Genomic DNA, 21,039 nt, shown 5'->3' on the forward strand with positions numbered 1-21,039 from the left:
ATAAAAAAGCCCGGTATAACCGGGCTTTTTTTTACGCTTTGAGCGCCTGCTCGACTTCGAAGCGGTTGGTCACTTTACTGTCTATTTTGACGTAAGCGCTGCGCTCTTCCGGGACGATGAGCACATCCGTCACGCCCTCTTTGGCTTCCAGACGCTGTTTCAGCGCATCGCTAATCTCCACATCATCCGGAATTTCTACGCGCAGGCTGCTCACGTAGCGCGGCTCTTTCATGGTGCTGGCGACCAGCAGCCAGACTGTCGCCAATAGCGCACCGGCGAGAAACACGGTTTGTGAATCAAACAGGCCGTCCACCCAGCCGCCGAGCGAGCCGCCGATCGCCACGCCGAGAAACTGGCTGGTGGAGTAGATACCCATCGCCGTACCTTTATACCCGGCGGGGGACTCTTTGCTGATCAGCGACGGGAGCAGCGCTTCCATCAGGTTAAAGGCCAGGAAGAACAGCTGTACGCCGGCAATCAGCTCCCAGAAGTGCGGACCGGCACCCCAGAGCACAATTTCGGCAATCAGCAGCAACGCCACGCAGCCCACGAAGACGCGCTTCATTTTGCGCTTCACTTCGGCGTAGATGATGAACGGCACGACGGAGACAAACGAAATCAGCATCGTGACCAGATAGATTTTCCAGTGCTCAGCCGCCGGGAAACCCGCCGCGGCAAGCTGGCCGGGCAGGGCGACAAAGGTCGACATCAGCAGGATGTGCAGGCACATAATGCCAAAATTGAGCTTCAGCAGGCGCGGCTCGACAATCACTTTGCTGAAGCAGCCTTTTACCATCCCCGACTCACGGTTCAGGACGTGGTTCTTGCTGTCCGGCACGACCCACAGGGTTAAGGCAATACCGATGGTCGCCAGCACGGCAATCATCCAGAACAGGGCGTGCAGACCCAACGTGTGGGTAATGATGGGGCCCAGCACCATCGCAATCGCAAACGTCACGCCAAAGCTCACGCCGATGAACGCCATCGCTTTGGTGCGGTTCTGCTCGCGGGTTAAGTCTGACAGCAGCGCCATCACCGCGGCGGCAATCGCGCCGGAACCCTGCAGGGCGCGGCCGAGAATAATCCCCCAGATGGAGTGGGAGAGGGCGGCGATAATGCTTCCGAGCACAAAGACCAGCAGCCCGCCGACGATCAGCGGCTTTCGACCTACCCGGTCAGAGAGCAGGCCAAACGGGATCTGGAATACCGCCTGCGCCAGGCCGTAGATGCCGATCGCGAGCCCAATCAGCGCCTCGCTGGCCCCCTGCAGCGCCATACCGTACGTGGTCAGAACAGGCAGGACCATAAACATGCCAAGCATCCGTAGCGAGAAGACAGTCCCTAAGCCCCAGGTCGCGCGTAGCTCGCCTGGCGTCATTTTATAATCGTTCATTACCACCTCAGTTCAAAAGCAGGCCATAGTGTAGTGCGGGGAAGGGGCGGGGTAAATAAAGGGTTATTTAACAAATATTACATGCATTATTAATAAATTCAGTGAATAAAAAAGGGTGCCGAAGCACCCCTTTATTCACCTGTTTTGGCTTACCAGACGTAAGTCAGCAGGTTGTGTGAATCTGGCACCATGAAGTCCACGGACATCATCACGGACAGCGAGGTGATGGCCACAATCGAGAACACAAACAGTTTGCGCGCCCAGACTTTGTCATCTTCCACTTTGTAACCGCGCAGCGCCATACCGAGCCACCAGACGCTCACCGCAGCGGCTACCGCCAGATATTTGTATCCGGCGTAACCACCCAGAGAGAGCATCAGCGTTGCTACAGCAAAGGCGATGATGTACAGCGTGATGTGGTTCTTGGCAACCGAAATGCCTTTCACGACCGGCAGAACCGGGATGTTCGCTGCCTGATAATCCTTAAAGCGGAAAATCGCGATGGCATAGGAGTGCGGCATCTGCCACAGGCTAAAGATAGCCAGCAGGATCAGCGCACCGCTGTCGAACTCGTTCGTGACCGCGCAGTAGCCAATCACCGGCGGCGCAGCGCCGGAGAGAGAACCAATCAGCGTGCCGTAGACGGAGTGGCGTTTCATATACAGGCTGTAGACGCCCACATACACCACGAACCCCATCACCCCCAGCCAGCAGGCCAGCGGGTTAGCACCAAACCACAGCAGCATAAAGCCAGCAATACCCAGCAAGGTGGCGTACACCAGCGAGACGGAAGGGGCGATCAGGCCTTTCACCAGCACCCGATTTTTGGTCCTTTCCATCTTCTTGTCGATATCCATGTCGATGTAGTTGTTAAATACACAACCGGACGCAACAACCAGTGACACACCGACCAGCGTGTAGATAAAGAGGGTGTAATCGATGCTGCCCTTAGAGGCCAGCAGGAACCCTCCGATCACGGAGATCAGGTTGCCAAAGATGATGCCTGGTTTCGTTACTTGCAGGTATTGCTTAAACATACTCGCCGCTCTTAGTGAACCATCATGTTGTAGTTGAGGTTCCACATAATCCAGATGGAACCGACTACCAGGATAGCGATGATAATCACGGTAAAGATAAAGGCGGTCATATTCCAGCCTTCATCGGACTTGGTGTTCATGTGCAGGAAGCAAACCAGATGCACCAGAATCTGAATCACCGCGGTCACCAGGATTGCACCCAGAATAACCGGTTTAGACGCAGAACCGCTCATCACCATCCAGAACGGGATCACCGTCAGGATGATCGACAGGATGAAACCTGTCATGTAGGTTTTTACGCTACCGTGGGAAGCGCCATGATCGTTTGAATGACTCATTACATCGCCCCCATCAGATATACAACAGAGAACACACAGATCCACACCACGTCCAGGAAGTGCCAGAACAGACTCAGGCACATGATACGGGTACGGTTAGTGCTGGTCAGGCCGCGACGGGATACCTGGAACATCAGTACCGCCATCCAGATCAGACCAGAGGTGACGTGCAGACCGTGGGTACCGACCAGCGCGAAGAACGCGGACAGGAAGCCACTGCGATCCGGACCGAAACCTTCCAGAATCAGGTGATGGAATTCATAGATTTCCATCCCGATAAATCCAGCACCAAACAGCCAGGTCAACGCCAGCCAGGAAACAACCTGGCTCTTGTTGTTTTTGTACATGGCGATAGCCGCCATGCCGTAGGTGATAGAGCTGAATAACAGCAGTGCGGTTTCAACCAGAACGAACGGCAGTTCAAAGATATCCTTGCCAGCCGGGCCGCCCGCCGTGCCGTTCACCAGAACGGCATAGGTCGCGAACAGACAGCAGAACAGAATGCAGTCGCTCATCAGGTAGATCCAGAAACCGAAGACTTTGGTCGGTCCTGTATCGTGGTGCGCATGCTCATGCGCGTGGGCAGTTGAGTGCGCCAGAGTATCAGTTGCCATTTTTCAGCCCCGCTTTAGAAATCTCGTCGAAATGCTGATTTTCCAGCTTCTCAACTTCACGGACTGGTACGTAGTAGTCCACGTCCTCGTCAAAGCTCTTCACAATCCAGCTGATTACGATGCCGGCGAAGCCAACAATCGCCATCCACCAGATGTGCCAGATCATTGCGAAACCAAATACCGTTGCGAAGGCGGCAATGACAATGCCCGCACCGCTGTTTTTCGGCATGTGGATCTCTTCGTAATGAGCAGGTTGCTTGTACGCTTCACCTTTCTCTTTCATTTCCCAGAATGCGTCGCGTTCATGAACCTGCGGCACGATGGCAAAGTTATAGAAAGGAGGTGGAGAAGAGGTTGCCCACTCCAGCGTACGGCCACCCCATGGGTCACCGGTCAGGTCACGGTTCTGGTCGCGGTCGCGAATAGACACGTAGAACTGAATCAGCTGGGACGCGATACCACAGGCAATCAGCACGGCGCCGCCCGCTGCAACCATCAGCATTGGGTGGAACTGCGGATCGATCTGCTGGCTCAGACGACGGGTCATACCCATGAAGCCCAGCACGTACAGCGGCATAAATGCGACGAAGAAGCCGATGATCCAGAACCAGAACGCGCGTTTACCCCATTTTTCGTTCAGCGTGAAGCCGAACGCTTTTGGCCACCAGTAGGTTACGCCAGCGAAGCAGCCGAAGACCACGCCACCGATGATAACGTTATGGAAGTGCGCAATCAGGAACAGACTGTTGTGCAGAACGAAGTCAGCACCTGGTACCGCCAGCAGTACGCCGGTCATCCCACCTACGGAGAAGGTCACGATGAAGCCGATGGTCCACAGCATCGCTGAGTGGAACACGATACGGCCCTGATACATGGTGAACAGCCAGTTGAAGATCTTCACCCCGGTAGGGATGGCGATAATCATGGTGGTGATACCGAAGAAGGCGTTTACGTTCGCGCCCGCACCCATGGTGAAGAAGTGGTGCAGCCAAACGATGAACGACAGAACGGTAATACACACGGTTGCCCACACCAGAGAGGTGTAGCCAAACAGACGTTTACGCGAGAAGGTTGCCGCGATTTCGGAGAACACACCGAACACAGGCAGAACCAGAATGTACACTTCCGGGTGACCCCAGGCCCAAATCAGGTTGATGTACATCATCATGTTGCCACCCATATCATTCGTGAAGAAATGGGTGCCCAGGTAGCGGTCCAGGGTCAGCAGCGCGACGGTGACGGTCAGAATTGGGAAGGAGGCAATAATCAGGATGTTGGCGCACAGAGATGCCCAGGTAAATACCGGCATCTTGAACATGGTCATGCCAGGGGCACGCATCTTGATAATGGTCACGAAGAAGTTGATACCGGTCAGGGTAGTACCGACACCGGAGAGCTGAAGCGCCCAAATCCAGTAGTCGACGCCAACGCCCGGACTGTACTCAATTCCTGACAGCGGCGGGTAAGCCAGCCAGCCGGTCTGCGCGAATTCGCCCACACCCAGTGACAGGTTAACCAGGATAACGCCGACAACCGTGAACCAGAAGCTCAGGTTGTTCAGGAACGGGAACGCCACGTCGCGCGCGCCGATTTGCAGCGGAACGACAACGTTCATCAGACCGATAACCAGCGGCATCGCCACGAAGAAGATCATGATAACGCCGTGGGCGGTAAAGATCTGATCGTAGTGGTGCGGCGGCAGGAAGCCAGCCTCACCCGCAGAAGCGAGAGCCTGCTGGCTACGCATCATGATCGCATCCGCAAAGCCACGAATTAACATGACGATACCGACGATGCAGTACATGATACCGAGTTTTTTGTGGTCAACCGAAGTCAGCCACTCGTTCCACAGGTAGCTCCACTTACCGAAGTAAGTGATCAGGGCCAGTAAGGCCGCGCCACCAATGATAATTGCAGCCACCGTAATCACGATAATCGGTTCGTGATACGGCACTGCATCCAGTGTCAATTTTCCGAACATTTTCTTCCTCGGCCCCTTAGTGAGCGGTTTCCGCGTGGCTCATGTCCATGCCTTCCATACCTTCATGCGCGCTGTGCTCGCCTTCAGGCTGGGTCATGTCCATGCTCTTACCGTGATCCATAAATTTGCCAACAACCTCTTTGAACAAATCGGGTTTCACGTTAGAGAAGTACTCCACCTTGTTGTATTCGCTAGGTGCAGCCACTTTATCGAACGCCGCCATGTCAGACATGGTGTTTGGAGACTGCTTCGCTTTTTCAACCCATTGGTCGAAAGCGGCACGGTCCGGCGTCGCAATAGCTTTGAACTTCATACCTGAGAAGCCCGGGCCGCTATAGCTGGCGGAGATACCATCATAGGTGCCTGCTTCATTCGCGATCAGGTGCAGGTTAGTCTGCATACCGGCCATCGCGTAAATCTGGCTACCCAGACGTGGGATGAAGAAGGAGTTCATTACGGAGTTGGAGGTCACTTTGAACTGAACCGGAGTGTTCGCCGGGAAGGCGATTTCATTCACGGTAGCAATACCCTGCTCTGGATAGATGAAGAACCATTTCCAGTCCATGGAGACCACTTCAATGGTAATAGGTTTCTCATCGTGAACCAGCGGTTTGCTTGGCTCAAGTGCGTGAGTGGTTTTCCAGGTCAGTACGGCAAGGAACAGGATGATCAGAATAGGTACCGTCCAGACCACAGCTTCCACTTTATTGGAGTGTGACCAGTTAGGGCTATACTTCGCATCTTTATTGCTCGCACGATACTTCCAGGCGAAACCAACAGCCATCAAAATGGCAGGAATAACCACAATCAACATCAGGCCAAAAGCCGTCAATATCAGTGAACGTTGTTCCAGTCCAATCTGTCCTTTGGGGTCTAGTAGTGCAGAATCGCAGCCACTGAGTAATACAGTGCCCGCGAATAATGACAACCATCCCAAACTTTTATTGTATTTCCCGAGTCTCATTTAACGACCTCAATTCCACGGAGTCTGGTGGCGTTTAAAGTGTGCGGGCATTTTACGGGAAGGTTACATTACTGTAAACATCATTAGGCCTGTGTCAGGAAGGTGTTACCGGGTTCTGCCGCACGTGTCACAAGTGTTGCAAATTATGTCGGTTTTTATGAGCGAAGCCGCATGGCGTGGGCTTTATAACGAAAGGACCCCCAAGCATACCCTAAAAGGGACAATTGGTATAACCATTGTTGAAAATAAACAAAAAATTAACAATTAATTATCAATAAAAAGACATCTAAAAAACGAAAAATCAAACTCTCGCATGCTGAATCGTTTAATGAAAAATAGCGTTTTGGAATGGGAGTCAATAATTTCCAAATCCTATCCCGCACAAAACAACAAATATTTTTTTTAGCGGCTGGTGGCTATTTCGCCGTTATAATTTCGCTTAGTGATTACAACGGGAAATAACCTTTCGCATTTTTCTTCAGGTCATCTGCGTTTTACGCAACGCCATGAAATCGAGCAGACCCCCGGTCAGGATCCCGGCGATAGCCAGCAGGGCGCCTGCGTCCAGCAGAAGGGCTTCGAAGGGGAGTGCCAGTGACGTGCTGGCATTAATAATGAGCACCACCAGCCAGAGTGCGAGAGCCGCGCAGCCCACCATTAACAGACGTAACGCAAATCGGTAGGCGCGGTGATATTCGGTGCGCGGCATAAAGTGTTCTGTCCGCTGGGTATATTCCAGCGTCTGACGGCAGACCAGCAGCAATAAAATTCCCGGCACGGCAGCCACGACCGAGAAGAGATAAAATGTTGGCCAGCCGTGGGCTTCCACGAACCAGCCGGCAATCGGGCCAACGTACACCCGGCCAACGGCGGAGAGCGCCGAGAGCAGCGCGAACTGGGTAGCGGAAAACGACTTGTTGCACAGGGTCATCAGCAGGGCGACAAACGCCGCTGTGCCCATACCGCCGCAGAGGTTTTCGAAGAACACCGCCGCGGCCATGCTGATCGTATGTTTGTCGGTAATCGACAGCAGCCAGTAGCCTGCGTTAGAGGCACCCTGAAGGATGCCAAAAATCAGCAGCGCGCGAAACAGCGTCAGGCGCTGCATCAGTACGCCGCCATAAAGCGCGCCGACGATGGTCGCAAACAGCCCCAGCGTTTTATTCACCACGCCGACTTCACCGGCGTCAAAACCGACGCCCCGGATCAGGAAGGTGGTGGTCAGGCTCATGGCAAAGGCATCGCCCAGCTTATAAAGGACGATAAGCAACAGGATCAGCCAGGCGTTGTTGCGGCCAAAGAAGTCGCGAAGCGGTTCGGCGACGGCCTGCTCCAGCGAGCGGGGAACCGGGATGACGTCACTCGGTTCGGGCGCGAACAGCGTCGCGATAATGCAGGGGATCAGCAGGGCGGCCATCAGCCAGTACATGCCCTGCCAGCCGAGGTAACGGTCGGCGAGCCACAGCGCCAGCCCGCCGGAGACCAGCATCCCGAGGCGATAGCCCAGCACGCTGATTGCCGCACCGGCGCCGCGCTCTTCCGCAGGTAACACGTCCGTCTTCCAGGCATCGAACACGATATCCTGAGAGGCGGAGCAGAAGGCAATCACTACCGCAAGCGCCGCCATCCAGCGAAGCTGCGTGGTGGGTTCAAGAAAACCCATCGCCGCAATGGCCAGCAGCAGCAGGATCTGCGTCATCACTAACCAGCCGCGTCGACGCCCGAGGAAAGGCGGCGTATAGCGATCCATGACCGGAGACCACAGGAACTTAAAGACATAGGCCTGGCCCACAAGCGAGAAGAAACCAATCGTTTTAAGATCGATGTTCTCAACCGTCATCCATGCCTGAAGCGTGCCGGAAGTGAGTGCGAGGGGTAAACCCGAGGCGAAGCCGAGGATCAGCAGGATAGCTGATTTCGGTTGCTGGAAAATGCGTAAGTAATGGCTGGACATGTTCTTATAAAACTGACCCGGTGTTACACCGGGTCAGCGAGCGGGATTAACGCGCGTTCTGCTTGATGAAGTCGTGAATGCTGGTGTCCTGCGCCATATCGGCGATGGTGTCGGTCAGCACGCTATTAACGGCGTTAGCAATGTTCTGGTTAGAGGCCTGGAACGCACCTTCAACAGAGTAGCTGGCGCGGTAGTTTTTGGTCATCTTGTTGCCATTCTTCGCGGTAGCAATGATGGCGATATCCGCTTTGGTCGCGATGTTGTAGCGCACGTTGCCCTGAGACACGTCAGCGTACAGGTTGTTCACGATGATCTGCAGATCGACCGCGCCGCTTGGGCCAATCATGTAGCCGCGAGCGGTCATCTGTTTCTCCAGCACTTCCTGGAGCAGGAAGCGCAGGTCGCGGGATGCGGTGAGGGTAACCTGCTGGTTGTCGCGGGTCACTTTTGCCAGCGCCTGGTCCTGACGCTGATCGGCACCGTTAATGCTCACGGTGACGCCCATCAGGCTTGGGTCCTGCTGAGGCAGGGTGATTTTTGGTGAGACATCAATAGTGGTAGGCGGAGTAGCGCAGCCTGCCAGCATAAAAAGGGCTACCAACGGAAAGAAGAGTTTTTTTAACATTTTCGGGTTCTCAACGAATCGTAAGCATATAAAGAGAAAAATTGCCGCCATCATAACATCGCCAACGGCGAGGGGAAGTGGTCAACGCATGTAAATTCATCGCCTTGTCCGAAAACTGACCAGTTCACCGTTTTTCCCAATCCGTGTATGACAAAACGTATGAGTCCCACAGTGAACTTCATTCGTTTGAATGAGAAAATCAGACGAAAGCTAAATATTTGTTGTCAAGGTGTAATGGAAACGGTAAAAGCGGCTAACATTTAAAGGGATGGGTGACATCCTGGCGTTGTCGGAGGAGTAATTTCATGATGATACGTGAGCATATAGAAGATAAATTAAGGGCAGCGTTCAACCCTGTGTTCCTCGAAGTCGTCGACGAAAGCTATCGTCATAACGTGCCGGCAGGTTCTGAAAGCCACTTTAAAGTGGTTCTGGTTAGCGATCGCTTCACGGGAGAACGTTTCCTGAATCGACACCGCTTGATCTACAGCACCTTGACGGAAGAACTCTCCACGACCGTGCATGCGCTGGCACTGCATACCTATACCATTAAGGAATGGGAAGGCTTGCAGGATACGGTTTTCGCATCGCCGCCCTGTCGCGGTGCAGGCACTATCGCCTGATAAATCGGATTTGCAACGGCTGGAGCTTTTCCAGTATGTTGCTTACAGATTTCCTCAAAACGGCCTCCGGGCCGTTTTGTTTTGTCTGAGTTTTGAGCGGATGGTGCGATTTTAAGGCTAAAAATAGCCTTAAAGTGTGAAAAAAGCCGCAGCAACATGCCCCAACCGTTCTCGACTCACCTAAGTGATGCCGCTATAATGCCGCGTCTTATTGAATGTCTTCGGGATGATTCTGGCGACAGGGAATGTGAATCTGCACTAAGAGAGCATCCCGGTATAACAGACAGATTCAGAGTTGACCGAGCACTGTGATTTTTTTGAGGTAACAAGATGCAAGTTTCAGTTGAAACCACTCAAGGCCTTGGCCGCCGTGTAACGATTACTATCGCTGCTGACAGCATCGAAACTGCTGTGAAAAGCGAGCTGGTCAACGTAGCAAAAAAAGTACGTATTGACGGCTTCCGCAAGGGCAAAGTACCAATGAATGTTGTTGCTCAGCGTTATGGCGCTTCCGTGCGTCAGGATGTGCTGGGTGAACTGATGAGCCGTAACTTTATTGATGCGATCATCAAAGAAAAAATCAATCCGGCCGGCGCGCCGAACTACGTTCCAGGCGAATACAAACTGGGCGAAGACTTCACCTACTCCGTAGAGTTCGAAGTGTACCCGGAAGTTGAGCTGAAAGGTCTGGAATCTATCGAAGTTGAAAAACCAGTTGTTTCCGTGACTGACGAAGACGTTGACGGCATGCTGGATACCCTGCGCAAGCAGCAGGCGAACTGGAAAGAGAAAGAAGGCGCTGTTGACGCTGAAGACCGTGTCACCATCGACTTCACCGGTTCTGTAGACGGCGAAGAGTTCGAAGGCGGCAAAGCGTCTGACTTCGTACTGGCTATGGGCCAGGGTCGTATGATCCCAGGCTTCGAAGACGGTATCAAAGGCCACAAGGCTGGCGAAGAGTTCACCATCGACGTGACCTTCCCGGAAGAGTACCACGCTGAAAACCTGAAAGGGAAAGCAGCGAAGTTCGCTATCAACCTGAAGAAAGTTGAAGAGCGCGAACTGCCAGAACTGACTGAAGAATTCATCAAGCGTTTCGGCGTGGAAGATGGTTCCGTAGCGGGTCTGCGTACCGAAGTGCGTAAGAACATGGAACGCGAACTGAACGGCGCGGTGCGTAACCGTGTGAAATCTCAGGCGATCGAAGGTCTGGTGAAAGCCAACGAAATCGACGTTCCAGCTGCCCTGATCGACAGCGAAATCGACGTTCTGCGCCGTCAGGCTGCACAGCGTTTCGGTGGCAACCAGCAGCAAGCGATGGAACTGCCACGCGAGCTGTTCGAAGAGCAAGCGAAACGCCGCGTTGTTGTTGGCCTGCTGCTGGGCGAAGTGATTCGTACCCACGAGCTGAAAGCTGACGAAGAGCGTGTGAAAGGCCTGATCGAAGAGATGGCTTCTGCATACGAAGATCCATCAGAAGTTGTTGAGTTCTACGGTAAGAACAAAGAGCTGATGGACAACATGCGCAACGTTGCCCTGGAAGAGCAGGCTGTTGAAGCGGTACTGGCGAAAGCGAAAGTGACCGAAAAAGCGACCTCTTTCAACGAACTGATGAACCAGCAGGCGTAATTTCGCCCCAAAGGTTTAAAGTTTGAACAGAAAACCCGTTGCCTTGCGGCAGCGGGTTTTTTTTATCACAGCGATAGCCCAGGAAGAGTGCTAAAACGCCCTTTCGGTGTTAGCGTAACAACAAAAGGTTGTTATGCTTGAAATAGGGCACTGTAAACCCCATAAGTACGTAATCACGATGAATGAGACTGGCTGATAATCCGTCCGTAAGGTTACAATCAGTACAGCAGGTGTTTTCAATTTTGATCCAGGAGACGGAAATGTCATACAGTGGCGAACGAGATAACTTTGCACCCCATATGGCTCTGGTGCCAATGGTTATTGAACAGACCTCACGTGGTGAGCGTTCTTTTGATATCTATTCCCGTCTGCTCAAGGAACGCGTTATCTTTCTGACCGGCCAGGTGGAAGACCACATGGCTAACCTGATCGTGGCGCAGATGCTGTTTCTGGAAGCGGAAAACCCGGAAAAAGACATTTACCTGTACATCAACTCCCCGGGTGGCGTGATTACAGCAGGGATGTCCATTTATGACACCATGCAATTCATCAAGCCAGATGTAAGCACTATCTGTATGGGTCAGGCTGCATCGATGGGCGCGTTCCTGTTAACAGCAGGGGCGAAAGGTAAGCGTTTCTGCTTGCCAAATTCCCGCGTGATGATTCACCAGCCGCTGGGCGGTTACCAGGGGCAGGCGACGGATATCGAAATCCACGCCCGCGAAATTCTGAAAGTAAAAGCGCGCATGAATGAACTTATGGCGCAGCATACGGGTCAACCACTCGAGCAGATCGAGCGCGATACCGAGCGCGATCGCTTCCTCTCTGCTCCAGAGGCAGTTGAGTACGGCTTAGTCGACTCCGTGTTGACCCATCGTAATTGATGCCCGCGACGCGAGTGTGCCGCTATACTAAGGTAGGGCGGCACGCTGCTTATTGCAGCTTGCGTCTTAGAATGGCATTTGCGTCGTCATGTGCGGCACAAAGAACTTAAAAAGAGGTTTGGACTCATGACAGATAAACGCAAAGATGGTTCGGGCAAACTGCTGTACTGCTCTTTTTGCGGCAAAAGCCAGCATGAAGTGCGTAAACTGATTGCCGGGCCGTCCGTGTATATCTGCGACGAATGTGTCGATTTATGTAACGACATCATTCGCGAAGAGATTAAAGAAGTCGCACCGCACCGTGAGCGCAGCGCGCTGCCAACGCCGCATGAAATTCGTCATCACCTTGACGACTACGTCATCGGACAGGAGCAGGCCAAGAAAGTGCTGGCGGTAGCGGTCTATAACCACTACAAACGTCTGCGTAACGGCGACACCAGCAATGGCGTAGAACTGGGTAAAAGTAACATTCTGCTTATCGGCCCAACCGGTTCCGGTAAAACGCTGCTGGCTGAAACCCTGGCGCGCCTGCTTGATGTTCCGTTCACGATGGCGGATGCCACCACCCTGACCGAGGCCGGTTATGTGGGTGAGGACGTCGAAAACATCATCCAGAAACTGCTGCAGAAGTGCGATTACGACGTACAGAAAGCCCAGCGCGGGATTGTTTACATCGATGAGATCGACAAGATCTCCCGTAAATCAGACAACCCGTCCATTACCCGTGACGTATCGGGTGAAGGCGTACAGCAGGCACTGCTGAAGCTGATCGAAGGTACGGTTGCCGCGGTTCCGCCACAGGGGGGTCGTAAACATCCGCAGCAGGAGTTCCTGCAGGTTGATACCTCCAAGATCCTGTTCATCTGTGGCGGTGCGTTTGCTGGTCTGGACAAAGTGATCTCCCACCGTGTTGAAACCGGCTCCGGCATTGGTTTTGGCGCAACGGTGAAAGCAACGTCTGAAAAACCGAATGAAGGCGAACTGCTGTCTCAGGTTGAACCGGAAGATCTGATCAAATTCGGTCTGATCCCTGAATTCATCGGCCGTCTGCCGGTTGTGGCAACGCTGAACGAGCTGAGCGAAGACGCGCTGATTCAGATCCTGAAAGAGCCGAAAAATGCGCTGACCAAGCAGTATCAGGCGCTGTTCAATCTGGAAGGCGTTGATCTGGAATTCCGCGACGAAGCGCTGGATGCCATTGCCAAGAAAGCGATGATCCGTAAAACCGGTGCCCGTGGTCTGCGTTCAATTGTTGAAGCGGCACTGCTCGACACCATGTACGATCTGCCGTCGATGGAAGACGTTGAAAAAGTGGTGATTGACGAGTCCGTCATTAGCGGCCAAACCAAGCCGCTGCTGATTTACGGCAAACCGGAAGCACAGCAGGCATCTGGCGAATAATTCACCAAATCATACAAGCAGTTAATCAAAAAGGGGGGATTTTATCTCCCCTTTACTTTTTCCGTATTCATAGCGTTGAATGTGTGGCAAACATCCCCATATACTGGATACATGTTAATGGTTATGTGAAGCACAGCGACATGACCAGCTTACCTGGCGGACACTAACTAAGAGAGAGCTCTATGAATCCTGAGCGTTCTGAACGCATTGAAATCCCCGTATTGCCGTTGCGCGATGTGGTGGTTTATCCGCACATGGTCATACCCTTATTTGTAGGGCGGGAAAAATCTATCCGTTGCCTCGAAGCCGCCATGGATCATGATAAAAAAATCATGCTGGTGGCGCAGAAAGAAGCATCAACGGATGAGCCGGGTGTAAACGATCTTTTCACCGTCGGGACCGTGGCCTCTATTTTGCAGATGCTGAAGCTGCCTGACGGCACCGTGAAGGTGCTGGTAGAAGGCCTGCAGCGTGCGCGTATTACCACTCTGTCAGACGATGGCGAGCACTTCTCTGCGAAGGCAGAGTACCTTGATTCGCCTGAGCTTGATGAGCGCGAGCAGGAAGTGCTGGTGCGCACCGCGATTAGCCAGTTTGAAGGCTATATCAAGCTGAACAAGAAAATCCCACCAGAAGTGCTGACGTCGCTGAACAGCATCGACGATCCTGCGCGTCTGGCGGACACCATCGCTGCCCATATGCCGCTGAAGCTGGCTGACAAACAGTCCGTGCTGGAAATGTCCGACGTTAACGAACGTCTGGAATACCTGATGGCGATGATGGAGTCTGAAATCGATCTGCTGCAGGTTGAGAAGCGTATCCGCAACCGCGTGAAAAAGCAGATGGAGAAATCTCAGCGTGAGTACTATCTGAATGAGCAAATGAAGGCCATTCAGAAAGAACTGGGCGAGATGGACGATGCGCCGGACGAAAACGAAGCGCTGAAGCGTAAGATCGACGCGGCGAAGATGCCGAAAGAGGCGAAAGAGAAAGCCGAAGCAGAACTGCAGAAGCTGAAAATGATGTCTCCAATGTCGGCTGAAGCGACCGTTGTACGCGGCTACATTGAGTGGATGGTGCAGGTTCCGTGGAACGCCCGAAGCAAGGTCAAAAAAGACCTGCGTCAGGCGCAGGAAATCCTGGATACCGATCACTACGGCCTGGAACGCGTGAAAGACCGCATTCTTGAGTACCTCGCGGTACAAAGCCGTGTAAACAAAATCAAAGGCCCAATTCTGTGCCTGGTAGGACCGCCGGGGGTGGGTAAAACCTCTCTGGGTCAGTCCATCGCCAAAGCGACCGGACGCAAGTATATCCGTATGGCGCTGGGTGGCGTACGCGATGAAGCGGAAATCCGCGGTCACCGCCGTACCTACATCGGTTCTATGCCGGGTAAACTGATCCAGAAGATGGCGAAGGTGGGGGTTAAAAACCCGCTGTTCCTGCTTGATGAGATCGACAAGATGTCGTCGGACATGCGTGGCGACCCTGCGTCTGCACTGCTGGAAGTGCTTGATCCAGAACAGAACGTGGCGTTCAGCGATCACTACCTGGAAGTGGACTACGACCTGAGCGATGTGATGTTCGTGGCGACCTCCAACTCCATGAACATTCCGGCCCCGCTGCTGGACCGTATGGAAGTGATCCGTCTCTCCGGTTATACCGAAGATGAGAAGCTGAACATCGCTAAGCAGCACCTGCTGCCGAAACAGATTGAGCGTAACGCGCTGAAAGCCAACGAGCTGACCGTCGAGGACAGCGCGATTATCGGCATCATTCGCTACTACACCCGTGAAGCGGGCGTGCGTAGCCTTGAGCGTGAAATCTCCAAACTGTGTCGTAAAGCGGTGAAACAGCTGCTGCTGGATAAGAGCCTGAAACACATTGTGATTAACGGCGACAATCTGCATGCGTACCTGGGCGTTCAGCGCTTTGACTACGGTCGCGCGGACAACGAAAACCGCGTTGGTCAGGTGACTGGCCTGGCATGGACGGAAGTGGGCGGCGATCTGCTGACCATCGAAACCGCCTGTGTGCCGGGCAAAGGCAAGCTGACCTACACCGGCTCGCTGGGTGAAGTAATGCAGGAATCCATCCAGGCGGCGCTGACCGTGGTGCGCGCGCGCGCGGAGAAACTGGGTATCAACACTGATTTCTACGAAAAACGCGACATCCACGTGCACGTTCCGGAAGGGGCGACGCCGAAAGATGGCCCAAGCGCGGGTATTGCCATGTGTACCGCTCTGGTTTCCTGCCTGACAGGGAACCCGGTGCGTGCCGATGTGGCTATGACCGGTGAAATCACGCTGCGTGGCCAGGTTCTGCCGATTGGTGGTTTAAAAGAAAAACTGCTGGCGGCACACCGCGGGGGGATCAAAACCGTATTGATCCCTTACGAAAATAAACGCGATCTGGAAGAGATTCCGGACAACGTGATTGCCGATCTGCAGATCCATCCTGTGAAGCGAATTGAGGAAGTTCTCAGTCTCGCATTGCAGAATGAACCCTCCGGAATGCAGGTTGTAACCGCAAAATAGTGACCTCGCGCAAAGAGCGTCAATAAAAACAAGGCTGGTAAGTCATTTCGCACTTGCCAGCCTTTTTTTGTATAGCTAATTTAGATTGCTGATTAGGTCAGCCATCAACAACGGGTGTTGTAAGGTCATGGCAGGCCTGATATAACTGCTGCGCGGTCGCGTTGTGAAGGATTCAGGCGCGATATAAATTATAAAGAGAGGAAGAGAACAGTGAATAAATCTCAACTGATTGACAAAATTGCTGCTGGTGCTGATATTTCTAAAGCTGCAGCTGGACGTGCGTTAGATGCATTAATTGCTTCTGTTACTGAATCTCTGCAGGCTGGGGACGACGTTGCACTGGTAGGCTTCGGTACTTTTGCTGTTAAAGAGCGTGCTGCCCGTACTGGCCGCAACCCTCAGACCGGTAAAGAGATCACCATTGCTGCTGCTAAAGTGCCGGGTTTCCGTGCAGGTAAAGCGCTGAAAGACGCAGTAAACTGATTGCTTTCCCGTTTCAGGGAAGCCGGAAAGTACAAGGGCGCATCATTTGATGTGCCTTTTTTGTTTGTCCAGACCTGATTTGTGCGAGTTTATGCGAGTTGTGGGCTGACAATCGCCCCGTTTTCTTGTCACAATACGCCTTCACGCGCGACGGGCAGGATTTTCCGTCAGCGTCAGGTAACCAGTCACCTACAGCGGAGTGTTGTTACACCATGATGGACAGCTTACGCACGGCTGCTAACAGTCTCGTGCTCAAGATTATTTTCGGTATCATTATCGTGTCGTTCATATTGACCGGCGTGAGCAGTTACCTTATTGGCGGTGGCGCAAACTATGCCGCAAAAGTGAATGGCCAGGAAATCAGCCGTGGTCAGTTCGAGAATGCTTTTGCCGGTGAACGTAACCGTATGCAGCAACAGCTGGGCGACCAATTCTCTGAACTGGCAGCGAACGAAGGGTACATGAAGACCCTGCGCCAACAGACACTGAACCGTCTTATCGACGAAGCGCTGCTCGATCAGTACGCCAAAAAACTGGGCCTTGGCATCAGTGATGAGCAGGTGAAAAAAGCCATCTTCTCCACCCAGGCCTTCCAGTCTAACGGTAAATTTGACAACGCGCGTTACAACAGTATCGTCAACCAGATGGGGATGACGGCCGATCAGTACGCTCAGGCGCTGCGTAACCAGCTGACCACCCAGCAGCTCATCAATGCCGTTGTGGGCACCGATTTCATGCTCAAAGGTGAAACGGACGAACTGGCCGCGCTGGTGGCGCAGCAGCGCGTTGTACGCGAAGCGACCATTGATGTGAACGCCCTGGCGGCGAAACAGCAGGTGAGCGACGCTGACGTTAACGCTTACTACGAGCAGAACAAGAATTCCTTTGTTTCTCCAGAGCAGTTCCGTGTGAGCTACATTAAGCTGGATGCAGCCGCGCTGCAGGAAACTGCGTCTGATGCAGAAATCCAGTCTTACTACGACCAGCATCAGGATCAGTTCACTCAGCCGCAGCGTAACCGCTACAGCGTGATTCAGACGAAGACCGAGGCTGATGCCAAAGCGGTACTGGATGAGCTGAACAAAGGCGCTGATTTCGCGACCGTTGCGAAAGCGAAATCCACCGACATTATCTCTGCGAAAAACGGCGGTGATATGGGCTGGCTGGAAGACGCGACCACGCCGGACGAGCTGAAAAATGCCGGTCTGAAAGAGAAAGGCCAGCTTTCAGGCGTCATTAAGTCTTCCGTTGGTTTCCTGGTTGTGCGTCTGGACGACATCACCGCGGCGAAAACCAAGCCGCTGGCTGACGTTCGCGAAGATATCGCGGCGAAAGTGAAACAGGAAAAAGCGCTGGATGCCTACTACGCGCTGCAGCAGAAGGTGAGCGATGCTGCCAGCAACGATAACGAATCTCTGGCTGGTGCAGAGCAGGCGGCGGGTGTGAAGGCGGTTGAGACGGGCTGGTTTGGTCGTGACAACCTGCCGGAAGAGCTGAACTTCAAACCGGTATCTGATGCCATCTTCAACGGCGGTCTGGTGGGCGAGAACGGCACGCCGGGCAGTAACTCTGACATCATTACCGTCGACGGCGATCGTGCGTTTGTGTTGCGCGTCAGCGAGCACAAGCCAGAAGCGGTCAAACCGCTGGCGGAAGTGAAGGATCAGGTTGTCGCTCAGGTTAAGCACAACAAAGCGGAACAGCAGGCGAAACTGGATGCTGAGAAGATTCTGTCCGATCTGAAAGCGGGTAAAGAAGACGCGCTGAAAGCGGCTGGCCTGAGCTTCGGTGAAGCGAAAACGCTGAGCCGTACCGGGCAGGACCCAATCAGCCAGGCCGCGTTTGGTCTGACTCTGCCTGCGAAGGACAAGCCAAGCTTCGGTACCACCACCGATACGCAGGGCAACGTCGTTCTGCTGGCGCTGGATGAAGTGAAAGCCGGTACCCTGCCAGAAGCGCAGAAGAAAGCGATGGTTCAGGGGATTACCCAGAACAATGCTCAGATTGCCTTCGAAGCCATGATGAGCAACCTGCGTAAAGAAGCCAAAATCAAGCTGGGTGATGTGATGACTCAGCAGCAGTAATTACGTGTCTGCTCGCAGATTTTCGTAACGCTCTGCAAAAACTAAAGGCCGCTTTCGCGGCCTTTTCCATATCTGCAATCTGCTGTTTGTACCGAGTTTATCTGGCGGCTATCGTGACGTGGCTGTCAACAAACAAGGAGATAACAGCATGAAATGTGGAATCAAAGCACTGTTAATTACGCTGGCTATTGCCACCACCGGGATGAGCGCGGGCGCGCTGTCGGCGACGCCCGCCGCCAAAGCACAGGCTACGCAGAGCAAGTCCGATGCGGCAGCGCCGGTGCAAGGGCAAACCAAAGCGACTGACGCCGGTAAAAATGCGGATGATGACGGTACGCGGGTCAGTATCAATTCGGCCTCTGCGGAAGATCTGGCTCGCGCGATGAATGGTGTCGGCCTGAAAAAAGCGCAGGCCATCGTCAGCTACCGCGAAGAGTATGGTCCTTTCAAGACGGTCGACGATCTCAAACAGGTGCCGGGCATGGGCAGCGCGCTGGTTGAGCGCAACCTCTCACACCTGACGTTGTAATTACGCAATTTCTTGCACTGCGGCAAAATTTTGCCAGGATAAAGAGGTCATACCAGTTATGACCTCTCATCCTACAATAACAGTAAAGGCTATTGCGCTATGCAGACAAAAATCAAAGTACGCGGTTTTCATCTCGACGTTTACCAGCATGTGAACAACGCTCGCTATCTTGAGTTTCTTGAAGAAGCGCGCTGGGACGGGCTGGAAAACAGCGAAAGCTTTCAGTGGCTGACCGCGCACAACATCGCGTTCGTAGTCGTCAATATCAACATCAACTACCGCCGTCCGGCCGTGCTGGGCGATGTGCTCACGGTGACCAGCCAGGTACAACAGATCAATGGCAAAAGCGGGGTGTTAAGCCAGGTGGTGACGCTCGATCCAGAAGGGCAGGTGGTGGCTGATGCGTTGATCACCTTTGTCTGTATCGATCTGAAAACGCAGAAAGCGCTGCCGCTGGAAGGGGAGCTGCGGGAAAAGCTGGAGTTGATGATCGCTTAGAAATTTTGTCTTTTATAAAAGACAAAAGGATTTTTCAGGGATAGAATAATGGACAGGGACTACGTTGTTGAACGTTACCGGACCCGTGACGGAAAAGTACCGTTTGAGGAGTGGGTTGCCAGAATGAATCGAAAGGATCCGGATATGGTTTTCCGGATCCTTATGCGGATTAACCGTGCGATAAAACGTAATTTTGGCGATTACAGGTATCTCAGGGAAGGTGTTTGGGAGATGCGAGTCGACAGTGGCCCCGGCTACAGAATCTATTTTTCAGTAGAGAATCGGCAGGTTTTATTGTTACTGATCGGTGGTGACAAAAAGAGCCAAAAAGCAGATATCAAACTGGCAATAGATTACTGGAAAGATCATCAAACAAAAGGACATTCCAATGAGCGCCGCTGAACGAAAATATTCGAGCTCTGTTAGCCACCATGATGCTGTTGTGAAAATGCTGCGAGAGAATCCTTCCTACGCTCAGCGTTATCTCCAGACAGCCCTGGAAGAGATCTATGAAGACCAGGGGATCCCTGCCTATCTCATTGCACTCCGTCAGGTCATCGAAGCGCGAGGCGGTATCGGAGAAATTTCTACCAAAGCAGGTCTGTCCCGTCAGCAGCTATACCGAACCTTATCAGACAACGGCAACCCAACGCTGACAACGCTGATGAAAGTCACCCGTGCTGCCGGTGTGAAACTGTTCGACAGCACGGTCAAGTAGCCTTATTTAAGCCCGGTCTTTTTCTGCATCGCGGCCATCACGCTGACTTTATCGGCAAGATAGTGGTTCAGCCCGTTAGTGCGAAGATTACAGGCCGCGCACTGGCCGCAACCGTCGCCTTTGATACCGTTATAGCAGGTGAGCGTTTCGCTGCGAACAAGATCCAGCTTGCCCCAGTAGTCCGCCAGCGCCCAGGTTTCGGCTTTATCCAGCCACATGAGCGGGGTTTCAAAGCGCGTTTCTTTCGCCATCCCCAGATTGACGGCGTGGTTTAACGCTTTCACGAACTCATCACGACAGTCCGGGTAGCCGGAGAAGTCGGTCTCGCACACGCCCGTGATCACCGCTTCGGCCTTTACCTGGTAGGCGTAGATCGCCGTCAGGGTCAGGAAGAGGATATTACGGCCCGGCACGAAGGTATTCGGAATGCCGCTGGCATCGGGTTCGTAGTCAGGTACCGGGATACTGTCCCGGGTGAGGCTGCTCACGGCCAGTTCATTTAACAGCGTAACGTCCAGCACCTTGTGCGCGCGTGCGCCCAGTTTCAGGGCAAGTTCACGGGCAACGTCGATTTCAGCGCGGTGACGCTGACCATAATCGAAAGTAACACAGTGAACTTCATCGTACTGATGAAGGGCCTGGACCAGGCAGGTAGTAGAGTCTTGTCCTCCGCTGAACACGACGACGGCACGTTTCATAAATCATCTCGACTGTTACGGTAAAAGCGTTATGTTACCGTTTGACCAC

20 protein-coding genes are annotated in these 21,039 nt (G+C 53.3%); 11 read left to right on the plus strand and 9 right to left on the minus strand.

Features of this window, described 5'->3' with window-relative positions:
• Positions 1-31: 31 nt before the first annotated feature.
• The 8 genes from AC2TE5_RS04905 to AC2TE5_RS04940 all read right to left on the minus strand — a co-directional run bounded on the left by AC2TE5_RS04905 (position 32) and on the right by AC2TE5_RS04940 (position 8,906).
• Positions 32-1,393, minus strand: a complete 1,362-nt coding sequence (locus AC2TE5_RS04905; protein WP_484612759.1) for an MFS transporter — start codon at positions 1,391-1,393, stop codon at positions 32-34.
• 149 nt (positions 1,394-1,542) lie between these two features.
• Positions 1,543-2,430 carry a heme o synthase gene (gene cyoE, locus AC2TE5_RS04910; RefSeq protein ID WP_013095848.1) on the minus strand — a complete coding sequence of 296 codons (888 nt, stop codon included), beginning with the start codon at positions 2,428-2,430 and terminating at the stop codon, positions 1,543-1,545.
• Between the two features lie 11 nt (positions 2,431-2,441).
• On the minus strand, positions 2,442-2,768 hold the full coding sequence (locus tag AC2TE5_RS04915; RefSeq protein WP_006176899.1) for a cytochrome o ubiquinol oxidase subunit IV: 327 nt from the start codon (positions 2,766-2,768) through the stop codon (positions 2,442-2,444).
• Positions 2,768-3,382 (minus strand): cytochrome o ubiquinol oxidase subunit III, encoded by a 615-nt coding sequence (locus tag AC2TE5_RS04920; RefSeq protein ID WP_023334703.1) that lies wholly within the window; start codon positions 3,380-3,382, stop codon positions 2,768-2,770. Before AC2TE5_RS04920 ends, AC2TE5_RS04915 begins: the two co-directional genes overlap by 1 nt.
• Entirely contained in the window at positions 3,372-5,363 is a 1,992-nt protein-coding gene (cyoB, locus tag AC2TE5_RS04925; RefSeq protein WP_063144774.1) for a cytochrome o ubiquinol oxidase subunit I, read from the minus strand. The genes AC2TE5_RS04920 and cyoB overlap by 11 nt, the downstream gene beginning before the upstream one ends.
• A 16-nt stretch (positions 5,364-5,379) precedes the next feature.
• A complete protein-coding gene (cyoA, locus tag AC2TE5_RS04930) occupies positions 5,380-6,327 on the minus strand; it encodes a cytochrome o ubiquinol oxidase subunit II (protein ID WP_063144773.1) in 948 nt (315 codons plus the stop codon).
• A 478-nt stretch (positions 6,328-6,805) separates the two neighbouring features.
• Positions 6,806-8,281, minus strand: a complete 1,476-nt coding sequence (gene ampG, locus AC2TE5_RS04935; protein WP_159513561.1) for a muropeptide MFS transporter AmpG — start codon at positions 8,279-8,281, stop codon at positions 6,806-6,808.
• 46 nt (positions 8,282-8,327) lie between these two features.
• Positions 8,328-8,906: a lipoprotein gene (locus tag AC2TE5_RS04940; RefSeq protein WP_023310568.1), complete on the minus strand. Its 579-nt coding sequence runs from the start codon at positions 8,904-8,906 to the stop codon at positions 8,328-8,330.
• Positions 8,907-9,211: 305 nt separating this feature from the next.
• Here AC2TE5_RS04940 and bolA point away from each other — a divergent pair, with 305 nt between their 5' ends.
• The 11 genes from bolA to AC2TE5_RS04995 all read left to right on the plus strand — a co-directional run bounded on the left by bolA (position 9,212) and on the right by AC2TE5_RS04995 (position 20,292).
• Positions 9,212-9,529, plus strand: a complete 318-nt coding sequence (bolA, locus tag AC2TE5_RS04945) for a transcriptional regulator BolA (protein WP_021241655.1) — start codon at positions 9,212-9,214, stop codon at positions 9,527-9,529.
• A 330-nt stretch (positions 9,530-9,859) separates the two neighbouring features.
• A complete protein-coding gene (gene tig, locus AC2TE5_RS04950) occupies positions 9,860-11,158 on the plus strand; it encodes a trigger factor (RefSeq protein ID WP_063144770.1) in 1,299 nt (432 codons plus the stop codon).
• A gap of 260 nt (positions 11,159-11,418) precedes the next feature.
• A complete protein-coding gene (gene clpP, locus AC2TE5_RS04955) occupies positions 11,419-12,042 on the plus strand; it encodes an ATP-dependent Clp endopeptidase proteolytic subunit ClpP (protein ID WP_010428105.1) in 624 nt (207 codons plus the stop codon).
• Between the two features lie 126 nt (positions 12,043-12,168).
• Positions 12,169-13,443, plus strand: a complete 1,275-nt coding sequence (gene clpX, locus AC2TE5_RS04960; protein ID WP_023334705.1) for an ATP-dependent protease ATP-binding subunit ClpX — start codon at positions 12,169-12,171, stop codon at positions 13,441-13,443.
• A gap of 182 nt (positions 13,444-13,625) precedes the next feature.
• Positions 13,626-15,980: an endopeptidase La gene (gene lon / locus AC2TE5_RS04965; RefSeq protein ID WP_063144769.1), complete on the plus strand. Its 2,355-nt coding sequence runs from the start codon at positions 13,626-13,628 to the stop codon at positions 15,978-15,980.
• Between the two features lie 210 nt (positions 15,981-16,190).
• Positions 16,191-16,463, plus strand: a complete 273-nt coding sequence (hupB, locus tag AC2TE5_RS04970) for a nucleoid-associated protein HU-beta (RefSeq protein ID WP_002444653.1) — start codon at positions 16,191-16,193, stop codon at positions 16,461-16,463.
• Between the two features lie 212 nt (positions 16,464-16,675).
• Positions 16,676-18,547 carry a peptidylprolyl isomerase gene (ppiD, locus tag AC2TE5_RS04975; RefSeq protein ID WP_484612760.1) on the plus strand — a complete coding sequence of 624 codons (1,872 nt, stop codon included), beginning with the start codon at positions 16,676-16,678 and terminating at the stop codon, positions 18,545-18,547.
• A 148-nt stretch (positions 18,548-18,695) separates the two neighbouring features.
• The gene (locus AC2TE5_RS04980; RefSeq protein ID WP_484612761.1) at positions 18,696-19,076 is read left to right on the plus strand and encodes a helix-hairpin-helix domain-containing protein; all 381 of its coding nucleotides are present in this window, start codon (positions 18,696-18,698) and stop codon (positions 19,074-19,076) included.
• Between the two features lie 99 nt (positions 19,077-19,175).
• Positions 19,176-19,574, plus strand: coding sequence for a YbgC/FadM family acyl-CoA thioesterase (locus AC2TE5_RS04985; protein WP_024906822.1), 399 nt, complete (start codon positions 19,176-19,178; stop codon positions 19,572-19,574).
• 48 nt (positions 19,575-19,622) lie between these two features.
• Positions 19,623-19,976, plus strand: coding sequence for a type II toxin-antitoxin system RelE/ParE family toxin (locus AC2TE5_RS04990; RefSeq protein WP_063429258.1), 354 nt, complete (start codon positions 19,623-19,625; stop codon positions 19,974-19,976).
• Positions 19,963-20,292 (plus strand): addiction module antidote protein, encoded by a 330-nt coding sequence (locus AC2TE5_RS04995; RefSeq protein WP_050511259.1) that lies wholly within the window; start codon positions 19,963-19,965, stop codon positions 20,290-20,292. The genes AC2TE5_RS04990 and AC2TE5_RS04995 overlap by 14 nt, the downstream gene beginning before the upstream one ends.
• 2 nt (positions 20,293-20,294) lie before the next feature.
• Here the strand turns inward: AC2TE5_RS04995 and queC are convergent, their stop codons facing one another.
• Complete coding sequence (gene queC / locus AC2TE5_RS05000; RefSeq protein WP_484612762.1) at positions 20,295-20,990, minus strand: 7-cyano-7-deazaguanine synthase QueC; 696 nt, start codon at positions 20,988-20,990, stop codon at positions 20,295-20,297.
• Between the last annotated feature and the right edge of the window lie 49 nt (positions 20,991-21,039).

It is taken from the genome of Enterobacter sp. N5-15, assembly GCF_057221635.1.